Here is a 12,789-nt window from a genome sequence, read left to right as displayed (position 1 = left end):
TAATTTATTGCCCATCGTCCCTCGTTATGCGCGGGATGATGGGCGTGAGCTAAACCGAGGCTAAATGTCGATTTTAAGGTACATCTCTAGTTTTTTCACCAGTGTAAAGCTGACGTGGTCTACCAATTCGTGACTTGGTGGCAACCATTTCCATCCAATGACTCATCCAACCCACAGTTCGAGCCAAAGCAAAAATTACTGTAAACATATTGGTAGGAATGCCTAGAGCACTCAAAGTCAGGCCTGAATAGAAATCAACATTCGGATATAGTTTTTTCTCAATAAAGTAGTCGTCTTCAAGGGCAATGCGCTCTAGTTCCATAGCCAGTTTGAATAATGGCTCATCTTTTGCACCTACAGCTTCCAACACATCATAGCAGGTTTGACGCATTACTTTGGCTCGAGGATCATAACTCTTGTACACACGATGCCCAAATCCCATTAATCGGAATGGATCATCTTTATCCTTAGCCCGTTTAATGTAATGTTGAATGCGATCAACACTTCCAATTTCTTTGAGCATGTTCAAGCAGGCTTCATTTGCCCCCCCATGCGCAGGTCCCCATAATGCACCGATACCTGCAGAAATGCATGCAAAAGGATTGGCACCTGTTGAGCCAGCGAGGCGAACAGTAGAAGTGGAGGCATTTTGTTCATGATCAGCATGCAGAATAAAGATTGTATCCATGGCACGGACTAGAACCGGATCAGGAGTAGACTCTTCTGATGGTACACTAAACATCATATGCAAGAAGTTTTCCGCATAGGACATTTTATTTTGTGGGTAAATGTACGGTAATCCTATGGAATATTTGTAACTCATTGCCGCGAAAGTAGGCATTTTAGCAACCATGCGAATTGCAGAAATAAAGCGATCTTCGGCGTTATTTATATCCAAAGTCTCATGATAAAACGCAGAGAGTGCACCAACCATGCCCACCATAATTGCCATGGGATGCGCATCACGACGAAAACCATTTAAAAATTGATACATTTGTTGATGTACCATGGTGTGATTGTTAATTAAGCTAACAAATTTTTTCTTTTCATCAGCATTAGGTAATTCGCCATTAAGTAAAAGATAGCTTACATCGAGGAAATCTTTTTTCTCAGCCAATTGCTCGATAGGGTAACCGCGATAGAGCAATATGCCTTTATCGCCGTCTATATAAGTGATTTTAGATTCACAGGAGGCAGTGGATAAGTAACCTTGGTCAAAGGTAAAGACGCCACTTGCACCCAGTTTCGTGATATCAATCACATCATTTCCCAAGGTAGGCGTATATACGGGTAACTCAAGCGGCTCTTGGCCTTCAAGGCTAAGTGTGGCTGTTTTATTGGTCATTGCTTCTCCTGATAAAGGATTCATATTGATTGTGCGTGGCACTATATAAAAATGCTCACTTACAGTCAATTTTATTATGGTTTAGAATTTCAAAGAATAACAGTAAAAAAAATAATAAATTTGCTCTGTGCATAGAGCGCACTAAAGTTTCGCGTGCATTTTGTTGTCTCTCTCAGAAATACTGTATCTCTGCGTTTTCCCAAGGGTACATTTTAGGATAGATGATTTAATTAAATCCGTCTGTGTGGTATTCTTTATTATTAAAATTGATCGTCAAGGATACGTCCAAACCATGGTTTATCTAGCTAAAGAAGTCTTGCCAGTTAATATTGAAGATGAATTAAAACAATCCTATCTCGATTATGCGATGAGCGTTATTGTCGGTAGAGCCTTGCCTGATGTTCGCGATGGGTTAAAACCGGTTCATCGACGTGTGCTTTATGCAATGAGTGAGTTAGGTAATGACTGGAATAAACCCTATAAAAAGTCAGCGCGTGTCGTAGGGGATGTTATCGGTAAATACCATCCACATGGCGATACAGCGGTTTATGATACAATCGTTCGCATGGCACAACCTTTTTCAATGCGATATCTTTTGGTTGATGGCCAGGGTAACTTCGGTTCTGTAGATGGTGATGCACCCGCGGCAATGCGATATACCGAAGTAAGAATGTCTAAGGTGGCTCACGCTTTATTAGCGGATTTGGAAAAAGAAACGGTTGATTTTAGTCCCAACTATGATGAAACTGAGTTCGCTCCCGTAGTTTTGCCTTCACGTGTTCCCAATTTATTGGTCAACGGTTCTTCAGGTATCGCGGTAGGTATGGCGACTAATATTCCTCCCCATAACCTGACTGAAGTAATCAATGCGTGTATTGCCTTAGTTGATGATCCTGAATTAAGTCTCGATGACATTATGGAGATTATTCCGGGTCCTGATTTTCCAACAGCGGCAATTATTAATGGAAGAGCTGGAATTATTCAAGGTTATCGTACAGGGAAAGGTCGAGCCATAATCCGTGCGCGAACAGAAATTGAAACAGATGAAGATTCTGGGCGCCAGGCCATCATTATTACGGAACTTCCTTATCAAGTGAATAAAGCCCGTTTGGTTGAACGTATAGCTGAACTGGTTCGTGATAAAAAAATTGAGGGGATTTCTGGGCTTAGAGATGAATCAGATAAACAAGGAATGCGTGTTGTTATCGAGCTAAAACGAAATGAAGTGGCTGATGTCATTTTAAATAACCTATATGCTCATACGCAAATGCAAAACGTGTTCGGAATCAATATGGTTGCCTTAGTTGATGGTCAACCACGAACATTGAATTTGAAACAAATTCTTGAATATTTTATTAAACATCGACGTGAAGTGGTCACCCGAAGAACTTTGTTCGATCTCAAAAAAGCACGTAGCCGTGCTCATTTATTGGAGGGTCTAGGTATTGCCTTGGCTAATATCGATGAGATGATTGCTTTAATTAAACAATCACCAACCCCGCAAGATGCAAAAGAAGCTTTGCTTGCTAAGTTGTGGGAAGCAGGCATGGTTAAAACGATGCTGGAGCGAGCTGGTTCTGATGCATCACGTCCCGATGATTTGGCTGCTGAGTTTGGTTTAGGGGCTGGTGGGTATAAATTATCAGAAGCCCAAGCCCAAGCCATTTTGGAATTGAGACTTCATCGTTTAACTGCTCTGGAGCAGGATAAGATTTTAGGGGAGTTCGAGGAATTATTGAAGTTGATTCGCGAGCTATTGGAAATATTGGCTTCTCCAGAACGGCTTATGCAAGTGATTCGTGATGAGTTTCTTGAGATTAAAACACAGTTTGGTGACGAGCGTCGTAGCGAAATTACCGCATCACAAGAAGATTTAACCATTGAAGATTTAATTACTGAAGAGAATGTGGTCGTGACTCTGTCGCATCAGGGTTATGTAAAATACCAGCCGCTTAGCGCATATCAGGCTCAGCGTCGAGGTGGAAAGGGCAAGTCTGCAACCAACGTTAAAGATGAAGATTTTGTTTCACGTCTTGTTATTGCAAGTACTCACGACACGCTGCTTTGTTTCTCTAACCATGGAAAACTTTATTGGCTCAAAGCTTATCAGCTTCCATTAGCCAGCCGTATTTCCAGAGGCCGTCCGATTATCAATATTTTACCACTTGCTGAAGGCGAAGAAATTAATGCCATGTTGCCAGTTAGAGAATATCAGGACGGTTATTATGTGTTTATGGCGACTAAAAAAGGAACAGTCAAAAAAGTACCTTTAAATGCTTTTAGTCGTCCCAGATCTAACGGAATTATTGCTGTGGATCTTGACGAAGATGATAGCCTGGTCGGTGTGGATATCACAGATGGAAGTAAAGATATCATGTTATTCACCGATGCTGGAAAAGTGGTTCGTTTTGATGAAAATAAAGTACGACCGATGGGTCGTACTGCTCGTGGTGTGCGCGGTATTCGCATAGAAGAAGGTCAGGCAGTCATTTCCTTGGTTGTAGCGCACCCAGATGGAACCATATTGACTGCAACAGAAAATGGATACGGTAAACGTACCTCCATTGAAGAATATCGTGTTTCTGGTCGAGGTGGACAAGGGGTGATTTCCATTCAGGTAACCGAACGGAATGGTAAAGTTGTTCGCTCAGTCCAAGTGACTGATGCAGATGAAGCCATGCTTATTACAGACAAAGGCACGTTGGTACGCTTTAGGATAAATGAATTGTCTGTGATCGGACGAAATACACAAGGGGTTCGATTAATTAATGTTAGCCCAGGTGAAAAAGTAGTCGGTATGCAGAAAATTGAAGATTTGGGCGAAGACTCTAATGAGTCTGATAACGAAATTGAAATTGAAGAAAATGGCGATGACGAATCGAGTTTATAATTTTGGTGCTGGTCCTTCAATGCTTCCTGAGGCCATATTAAAGGAAGCTCAGGAAGAATTCCTTGATTGGCAAAATTTAGGTGTTTCAGTGCTTGAAGTGGGGCATCGTACTTCTCAGTTTTCGGCGCTTTTGAATCATGCCGAGCAGTCTTTAAGAGAATTACTTTTTATACCTCCAAATTATCAAGTACTGTTTTTTGGAGGTGCGGCACGTACTCAATTTGCAATGATTCCGATGAATTTTTTGCATCCCGAGGAGCAGGCGGGGTATTTAGTCACTGGTGTATGGTCGGATATGGCTTTGGCTGAAGCTCAGCACTTAAAAAAAGCCTATTGCATCGCTAGTGGCGAAGAACATGGTTATAAAACAATTCCTGAACCTAAAAGTTGGGAAATAAAAGAAAATACATCTTATGTATATTATACACCTAATGAAACCGTCAACGGTGTACGATTCCCCTATGTTCCTAAAACAAAAGGTAGTACATTAATTGCGGACATGACCTCTGCTCTGCTTACCGAGCCCATAGACATCAAGAATTATGGTTTAATTTTCGCCGGAGCTCAGAAAAATATAGCAAATGCTGGTCTAACCATTGTAATTGTTCGGGATGACCTACTGGAGAGAGTACCTGTTCCTCCTGTGCCTACCATGCTCAATTATAAGATTCAAGCAGAGCATCATTCACTCTATGCAACTTTGCCGGTATTTAATTGTTATTTAGCTGATAAAATGTTTGATTGGTTAAAAAAACAAGGTGGAGTTGAAGCAATATACCGTATTAACTGCCAAAAAGCAGCGAAGTTATATCAATATCTGGATGGCTCAGATTTTTATACTACAAATATCGATCCTCAAGTCCGTTCTATTGTGAATATATGTTTCTCACTTAAAAATGAGCAATTAGAGGGTGAGTTCCTTCGTTTAGCCCAACTTCGGGGTTTATATGCTTTACAGGGACATCGACTTGTGGGTGGACTACGCGCCAGTCTTTATAATGCAATGCCAATGGCTGGGGTTGATGCACTGATTGAGTTTATGTCTGAATTTGCTAAGGAAAATAGTCGGTGAGAATACATCATTTCATAAGTAAACCTGTACGCGCGATAAAAGGTGAGATCACTGTACCTGGTGATAAATCGATTTCCCATCGCTCCATTATTTTTGGAGCTATCGCTAAAGGAACAACCATCATTAATGGATTTCTCGATGGTGAGGATTGCATGGCGACCTTGAAAGCATTTCAAGCAATGGGCGTGTCAATAGAGGGGCCTGATGAACACCAAGTGGTAATCCATGGTGTTGGTAAACATGGGTTGAAGAAACCAGAACAAGTTATTGATTGTGGAAACTCTGGAACCAGCATGCGCCTATTAGCAGGATTATTGGCGGCACAGCCTTTCGATAGTCAGTTGACCGGTGATGAAAGTTTATTAAAGAGACCCATGTTACGGATTAGCAAGCCATTGACACAAATGGGTGCTGATATAACGACTGTGGATGGCAAACCTCCAATAACAATTAGAGGTGGAAGAGAACTTAATGGAATCGATTATGTAATGCCTGAAGCAAGTGCTCAGGTGAAATCATGTATTCTACTGGCCGGGCTTTATGCTCGAGGCAAGACTCGAATTACAGAAACCGGTGTCAGTCGTGATCATACAGAGCTGATGCTCAAATACTTTTCTTATCCCGTTCATCATAAAGACAATGTTCTAATGATTGATTCAACAAGTGAATGTTTGGGTACTGAGATTTTTGTTCCTGGAGATATTTCATCGGCAGCATTTTTCATGGTTGCGGCCACGATTATTCCTGGTTCTGATGTCCTCATTCGCAATGTTGGCATTAATCCAACACGTACGGGAATAATTCACATTTTACTCGAAATGGGCGCCAACATTACTCTTTTAAATCAGCGACAACTCGGAGAAGAGTGGGTTGCTGATTTACGCGTTAAATACGCGCCTCTGAAAGGAATAAATATTGGTGCACATATGGTTCCACTTGCAATTGATGAATTTCCTGCTATTTTTGTAGCCGCAGCATGTGCCCAAGGACAAACTACACTTCATGGAGCAAGCGAGTTACGTTTTAAGGAAAGTGACCGTATTGCTACCATGGTTGATGGCCTAAGCAAACTAGGTATTCATGCGGAAGCATTCGATGACGGTGTCATGATTGAGGGTGGAATAATGCACGGAGGTAGTGTTGAAAGTAGGGGGGATCATCGTATTGCCATGTCTTTTGCAATCGCTGGAGCTGTAGCTAGTGAACCCGTTACTATTAAAAATTGTGCCAATGTAGCTACCTCATTTCCTTTGTTCATAGAAACAGCAAGGGAACTTCAGCTACAAATAGAGGAAATTGTTGATAATGTACAATGACGCCGTACCTGTGATAACCCTAGATGGGCCAAGTGGAACTGGTAAGGGAACGATATGTCAATTACTTGCAAAGCATCTTAAATGGAATATGCTTGATAGCGGAGCAATCTATCGCGTTCTCGCTTATGCAGCAAGAAAGAACAAAATCGATTTTCATGATGTAGGGCAATTAACTGCTTTAGCCCGCTCCTTAAATTTACGTTTTGAATCTTCCGATAACGGAACACGAGCTATTTTAGACGAAGATGACATCAGCTCAGCAATTCGAAGTGAGCAATGTGGACAAGATGCATCTCAAATTGCTGCTATTCAGGAAGTAAGGCAAGCTTTGCTTGAGCGTCAACGTAATTTTGCTCAACCTCCCGGTTTGGTTACTGATGGCCGTGATATGGGCACAGTGGTATTTCCATCGGCCATTTTAAAGATTTTTTTATACGCGAACGAAGCAGAAAGAGCAAATAGGCGATATTTACAGTTGAAAGAAAAAGGAATTAATGTTAGCCTCGCGCAGGTTGTAGAAGAATTGGCTAAACGCGACGTAAGGGATACTGGTCGTGCACATGCGCCATTAAAACCTGCAGAAGATGCAGTACAAATTGATACAACCAGTTTATCCATTGTACAAGTGTTTAATATTGTATTAGAATTAATGAAAGAACGTATGCACAATGGGTAAGTTTTATTAGGGGAAAGATGAGTGGAACTCATTCTTTCATTTTTTTACTAAAGAGTTTATTAACATGTCTGAAAGTTTCAAAGAATTGTTTGAGCAAAGTATTGCCGGTGCTCAATTTTATCCTGGTGCCATTATTAATGCCAAAGTTATCGGTATCGATAGTGATTATGTCATTTTAAATGCCGGTCTAAAATCTGAAGGAATTGTTCCTAAAGAAGAATTTTATGACAAAGATGGTGCCTTGGAAGTCAACCTGGGTGATACTGTCGAAGTAGCGCTGGACTCAGTCGAGGATGGCTACGGCGAAACGCTCCTTTCAAGAGAAAAAGCAAAACGTCAGGAAGCTTGGCGAAAATTATCTAAATCACATGAAAACAATGAAACAGTTACTGGTCTTATTTCCGGCAAGGTCAAAGGAGGCTTTACTGTTGAAATTGGAACAATACGCGCCTTCTTACCTGGTTCATTAGTAGACGTCAGACCTGTAAGAGATCCTTCTTATCTTGAAGGAAAAGAGCTTGAATTCAAAGTCATTAAAATGGATTTAAAGCGCAACAATATTGTTGTATCACGTCGGGCAGTTGTTGAAGAAGAAAGCAGCGCAGACAGACAAGCATTGCTTGAGTCTCTACATGAAGGCCAAGAGCTCCATGGTATTGTCAAAAACCTTACCGATTATGGTGCATTTATTGATTTGGGCGGCATAGATGGCTTGCTGCACATTACTGATATTTCATGGAAACGGGTCAAACATCCGAGTGAAGTATTATCAGTTGGTCAAGATGTAAAAGTTAAAGTGTTAAGCTTTGACAGCGAAAGAAACCGAGTTTCTTTAGGTATGAAGCAATTAGGTAACGATCCCTGGGTTGACCTGGTAGAACGTTATCCAATAGGCAAAAAATTACAAGGTAAAGTAACTAATATTACTGATTATGGTTGCTTTGTAGAAATTGAAGAAGGTGTTGAAGGCTTAGTCCATATGTCTGAAATGGATTGGACCAATAAAAACGTACATCCAAGTAAAGTGGTTTCACTTGGTGATGTAGTTGATGTTATGGTTCTTGAAATTGATGAAGAACGACGTCGTATTTCTTTAGGTATGAAGCAATGTGTGGGTAATCCATGGCAACAATTTGCTGCAACTCACAATAAGAACCAAAAAGTTAGTGGTAAGATTCGTTCAATCACTGATTTCGGAATATTCATTGGCTTAGACGGGGATATTGATGGCTTAGTTCACTTGTCTGATATTTCCTGGACTGTTGCTGGTGAAGAAGCAGTAAAACAGTTTAAGAAAGGACAGGAATTAGAAGCAGTCATTCTTGCTATAGACCCTGAGCGCGAGCGAATTTCCTTAGGTATTAAACAACTTGAAGGGGACAACTTTACAAGTTTTGTTGATGAATACACCAAGGGAGCTATCGTTAAAGGAACTGTTGTCGCTGTTGACGCTAAAACAGTTACTGTAGCATTGGCAGATGACATCACTGGTACTATTCGTGCGAGTGAGCTTTCAGATGAGCGTGTTGATGATGCGACTACTCTGGTCAAAGAAGGTGACGAGATTGAAGCAAAAATCATCAATGTTGACCGTAAAAACCGTTCAATTACTCTTTCAGTAAAAGCGAAAGATGCTCAAGATGAAGCGGATGCGATCAAGAAGTACTCTAGAACTGAAGGTGCATCAACAACAACTTTAGGTGATTTGTTGAAAGAAAAAATGGCAAGCAAAGAAAGTGATTAATTTCTTTATTGTCAAATAGCTAAAAAAGCGTAGATTTTTCTACGCTTTTTTGTTTTTATCTTGTTAAATAATCTGAGTGAGGCGAAGTGAGCTCAGGTTTATGTTATTATAGTCTCCTGGTTAAACCGGGTTGCACTTCGCTTTTACTGCCCAGGCAACAAAAGGAAGAATTTATGCGCATATTAATGCTGGTTATTTATTTACTGCTCATTATTATTGGCGTTAGTTTTGCTGCCCTAAATGCTACTTCGGTAGATGTTAATTTTTATTTTAAAACAATATCCATGCCTATTTCAGTTCTAATGACGATTATGTTGGGCATTGGTATTTTAGTGGGTTTTATACTATTTATTGGACGATATTGGCGTCTGAAAGCCGAATGTTACAAAATTAAAAATCAATTGAAATTAACTGAAAAAGAAATTAAAAACTTACGATCAATTCCATTGCAAGATCAACATTAGTTTTTTTATTATATAAAACGTAACATGCACAGAGGAGGGTAATAATGATTGATTTATGGCCATTACTATTGCCTGCTGCTGCTTGGTCGGGCTGGTGGATGGCAAATCGTACTAAGCCCAAAGAAGATCCTACTTTATACAACCGCTTATCCCGCGAATACGTTGTCGGACTTAATTATCTCTTAAATGAACAACCTGATAAGGCTGTTGATATTTTTATTAAATTATTAGAGGTAGATAGTGATACGGTAGAAACTCACCTTGCATTGGGAAGTTTATTCAGGCGGCGTGGCGAAGTTGATAGAGCCATCCGAATTCATCAAAACTTGATTGCAAGACCTCAGTTAAGTATTGTGCAAAGGAAAGAATCCTTAATGGCTCTTGGCCAGGATTATATGAGTGCCGGATTGTTTGATAGGGCAGAGCGAATTTTTTTAGAGGTTGTGGAGTTAGGTGGTTCTAAAGAAACACGAAGTTTGCATGGCCTACTAGCCATTTATCAGCAAGAAAAAGCTTGGGAAAAAGCTTTAGATGTAATTAAAAAATTAGAAATTTCAACTGGAACTAGTTTTCACAATCAAGCAGCTCATTATTATTGTGAAATGGCCAGTCAGGCATTAAAAAGTAATGCAATTGATAAGGCCACATATTGTATTAAACAGGCTATATCTGTGGATAATGAATCAGTTCGAGCCAGTTTAATGAATGCAAACCTAGAAATGAAAGAAGGTCGTTACAAGCAAGCCATTCGCTCATTAAAGCGTGTCCCACAACAAGATGCAGATTTTTTAACTGAAATTATTGAACCACTGGTTATATGCCACAAAGAATTAAATACAATGGATGAGTGCATCAAGTATCTTGAGCAGACCTTAGAAAATCATCCTCGGGCTTCAGTAATTTTTGTCATCGCAGAATATTTAAGACAACAAAAGAATATGGATGCCGCTATAGATTTCGTAGCAGACAATTTAAGCAAACATCCATCAATAAGAGGTTTAAATCAGTTAATTTATTGGCATCTTGAAACTGCTCACGGAAAAGTTCGTGACAAATTACAAATGCTTTATGATATAACGAGTAAGTTTTTAGACAATAAGCCAGTTTATCGATGCGTTCATTGCGGTTTTGGTGGTAAGCATCTGCATTGGCATTGTCCCGGTTGTAAAAACTGGGGAAGAATGAAACCTGTCCATGGTTTGGAAGGATATTAACTAATTTTAAGAGATTATGATGCAATTTATCGATTTAAAAAAACAGTATTCAATAATAGAAACCGAAATTTTGGCCAGTATTAAAAATGTTTTGAATCATGGCCAATATATCATGGGACCTGAAATTACCGAGCTTGAAAAGCAATTGGCTGATTTTGTAGGTGTGAAGCATGTTATTGTCAACTCAAGTGGAACGGATGCCTTATTAATGGCATTAATGGCTTTAGAAATTCAGCCTGGAGATGAGGTTATTACTACTCCATTTAGTTTTTTTGCCACCACAGAAGTAATTAGTCTTTGCCAAGCCAAACCAGTTTTTGTCGACATCGACCCGCTCACCTATAATATGGATCCCAAACATTTGGAAGCGGCTATTACCAGTAAGACTAAGGCAATAATGCCCGTTGGATTGTATGGTCAATGTTCAGAACATGATGAAATTAATGCTATTGCTGCTCGTTATGGTATTCCGGTCATTGAAGACGCAGCACAAAGTTTCGGTGCAACATATAAAGGTAAGTATTCATGTGCCTTATCAACAATTGGATGTACTAGCTTCTTTCCATCTAAACCTTTAGGCGGATATGGTGATTCTGGTGCTTGTTTTACCAATGATGATGCTTTAGCACAAAAACTCATTGAAATAAGAATTCATGGACAAAATGCGCGTTATTGTCATAATCGAATAGGCATTAATGGACGTATGGATACCATACAAGCTGCTGTTCTAATTGAAAAATTGAAACTTTTCCCAGATGAAATCATTATGCGGCAAAGGGTTGCTAAGGCTTATGATCAGATGCTCTCGCCATTTGTAAAAACACCTTATATTCATAGTCATAACACAAGCGTCTACGCACAATATACAATTGAAGTAAATAATCGTGATGCTTTTCAAAAATCAATGAGCGAATCAGGAATCCCAACAGCAGTTCATTATCCAATTCCCTTGCATCAACAAACTGCTTTAGCTTATTTAGGTTATAAAGTGGGCGATTTTCCCCATTCTGAACATGCAAGTAGTCGAGTGATCAGTTTACCGATGCATCCTTATTTGCAAGAAGCCGAACAAATGAAAATTGTTGCTGCGGTTAAAAATGCCCTGGAAATCCGCGAAGAAGAGGCTGTGGCATAAAATGATACCCAAATTAATTGTTGCGCTTGATTTTGATGACGAGCATGCGGCTTTAAGCCTAATCGAAAAGCTTGACCCTAAAAGTTGTGCTTTAAAAGTCGGTAGCGAGCTTTTTACTCTATTTGGCACCGATTTTGTGAAACAATTAGTGAAGCGGCAATTTAAGGTATTCTTGGATTTAAAATTTCATGATATTCCCAACACTGTTGCAAATGCGTGTAAGGCCGGTGCTGAATTAGGGGTATGGATGATGAATGTTCATGCTTCTGGGGGAATAAGCATGATGCAGGCGGCACGCAAAGCAGTCGATGCGTATGGCGCTAATCGACCTCTATTAATCGCTGTAACAGTTTTAACCAGTTTTAATCAAAACGAATTGACTTCTATTGGCATAAATACACCAATCATGGAGCATGTAAAAAAACTGGCGATCTTAACCAAAGAATCCGGTTTAGATGGAGTGGTTAGCTCCGCTCAAGAAGTTAACGTAATTAAAAGGGCGTGTGGCGATCAATTTATTACCGTTACTCCAGGAATAAGACTTACAAATGATGCAAATGATGATCAATCAAGAGTGATGACGCCGAAACATGCTATTGAGGAAGGTAGTGATTATTTAGTAGTAGGCCGTCCAATCACCCAATCAGTGAATCCAGAACTCGTTGTCGCAGAAATTCTAAACAGTATTCAATAAGTTTAACTATCTCAAAACTCTGGGTAACACAAGTTGTTACCCAGGGTTATCTTAAAAAATTATTCTTTATGCCTCTGCTCGATCTTACTTACTTCAACCTATGAAGTGTAATTTTTGATTAATTAGTGCTATTTAATTTCTGATAAATTTGTGTTAATTATATTTGTGATGGTTAAAAATAATAAAACAGATAGGCATTCAACCGTATCACTAAAATGAATAAGGTGATTAAGAAAACA

Annotated in this window: 10 protein-coding genes; 9 read left to right on the top strand and 1 reads right to left on the bottom strand. The window is 39.7% G+C overall.

Annotation, left to right across the window (positions count from 1 at the left end):
* Positions 1-73: 73 nt before the first annotated feature.
* Positions 74-1,345 (bottom strand): citrate synthase, encoded by a 1,272-nt coding sequence (gltA, locus tag OQJ13_RS01425; protein WP_265708666.1) that lies wholly within the window; start codon positions 1,343-1,345, stop codon positions 74-76.
* Between the two features lie 292 nt (positions 1,346-1,637).
* Between gltA and gyrA the strand changes: the two genes are divergently transcribed.
* From gyrA to pyrF, 9 genes are all read left to right on the top strand, one after another.
* Positions 1,638-4,235 (top strand): DNA gyrase subunit A, encoded by a 2,598-nt coding sequence (gene gyrA / locus OQJ13_RS01420; RefSeq protein ID WP_265708665.1) that lies wholly within the window; start codon positions 1,638-1,640, stop codon positions 4,233-4,235.
* Entirely contained in the window at positions 4,216-5,307 is a 1,092-nt protein-coding gene (gene serC / locus OQJ13_RS01415; protein ID WP_265708663.1) for a 3-phosphoserine/phosphohydroxythreonine transaminase, read from the top strand. Before gyrA ends, serC begins: the two co-directional genes overlap by 20 nt.
* Positions 5,304-6,623, top strand: a complete 1,320-nt coding sequence (gene aroA, locus OQJ13_RS01410) for a 3-phosphoshikimate 1-carboxyvinyltransferase (protein WP_416209900.1) — start codon at positions 5,304-5,306, stop codon at positions 6,621-6,623. The genes serC and aroA overlap by 4 nt, the downstream gene beginning before the upstream one ends.
* Positions 6,613-7,299 (top strand): (d)CMP kinase, encoded by a 687-nt coding sequence (cmk, locus tag OQJ13_RS01405; protein WP_265708662.1) that lies wholly within the window; start codon positions 6,613-6,615, stop codon positions 7,297-7,299. Before aroA ends, cmk begins: the two co-directional genes overlap by 11 nt.
* Positions 7,300-7,363: 64 nt before the next feature.
* The gene (gene rpsA, locus OQJ13_RS01400) at positions 7,364-9,043 is read left to right on the top strand and encodes a 30S ribosomal protein S1 (RefSeq protein WP_265708660.1); all 1,680 of its coding nucleotides are present in this window, start codon (positions 7,364-7,366) and stop codon (positions 9,041-9,043) included.
* A gap of 173 nt (positions 9,044-9,216) precedes the next feature.
* Entirely contained in the window at positions 9,217-9,507 is a 291-nt protein-coding gene (locus OQJ13_RS01395; RefSeq protein ID WP_265708658.1) for a LapA family protein, read from the top strand.
* Positions 9,508-9,551: 44 nt separating this feature from the next.
* Entirely contained in the window at positions 9,552-10,721 is a 1,170-nt protein-coding gene (lapB, locus tag OQJ13_RS01390) for a lipopolysaccharide assembly protein LapB (RefSeq protein ID WP_265708657.1), read from the top strand.
* Between the two features lie 19 nt (positions 10,722-10,740).
* Positions 10,741-11,856 carry a DegT/DnrJ/EryC1/StrS family aminotransferase gene (locus tag OQJ13_RS01385; RefSeq protein WP_265711865.1) on the top strand — a complete coding sequence of 372 codons (1,116 nt, stop codon included), beginning with the start codon at positions 10,741-10,743 and terminating at the stop codon, positions 11,854-11,856.
* A 1-nt stretch (position 11,857) separates the two neighbouring features.
* A complete protein-coding gene (gene pyrF, locus OQJ13_RS01380) occupies positions 11,858-12,550 on the top strand; it encodes an orotidine-5'-phosphate decarboxylase (RefSeq protein ID WP_265708656.1) in 693 nt (230 codons plus the stop codon).
* Positions 12,551-12,789 lie beyond the last annotated feature (239 nt).

Source organism: Legionella sp. PATHC035 (assembly GCF_026191115.1).
GTDB lineage: Bacteria > Pseudomonadota > Gammaproteobacteria > Legionellales > Legionellaceae > Legionella.
The sequence above is the reverse complement of the archived record's forward strand: the minus strand, read 5'-3'. Positions and strand labels throughout refer to the sequence as shown.

Coding starts and splice junctions, on each gene's coding strand:
- gyrA (WP_265708665.1), top strand. CDS start 1,638: ATGGTTTATCTAGCTAAAGAAGTCTTGCCAGTTAATATTGAAGATGAA.
- pyrF (WP_265708656.1), top strand. CDS start 11,858: ATGATACCCAAATTAATTGTTGCGCTTGATTTTGATGACGAGCATGCG.
- OQJ13_RS01395 (WP_265708658.1), top strand. CDS start 9,217: ATGCGCATATTAATGCTGGTTATTTATTTACTGCTCATTATTATTGGC.
- OQJ13_RS01385 (WP_265711865.1), top strand. CDS start 10,741: ATGCAATTTATCGATTTAAAAAAACAGTATTCAATAATAGAAACCGAA.
- serC (WP_265708663.1), top strand. CDS start 4,216: ATGACGAATCGAGTTTATAATTTTGGTGCTGGTCCTTCAATGCTTCCT.
- cmk (WP_265708662.1), top strand. CDS start 6,613: ATGTACAATGACGCCGTACCTGTGATAACCCTAGATGGGCCAAGTGGA.
- lapB (WP_265708657.1), top strand. CDS start 9,552: ATGATTGATTTATGGCCATTACTATTGCCTGCTGCTGCTTGGTCGGGC.
- gltA (WP_265708666.1), bottom strand. CDS start 1,345: ATGACCAATAAAACAGCCACACTTAGCCTTGAAGGCCAAGAGCCGCTT.
- rpsA (WP_265708660.1), top strand. CDS start 7,364: ATGTCTGAAAGTTTCAAAGAATTGTTTGAGCAAAGTATTGCCGGTGCT.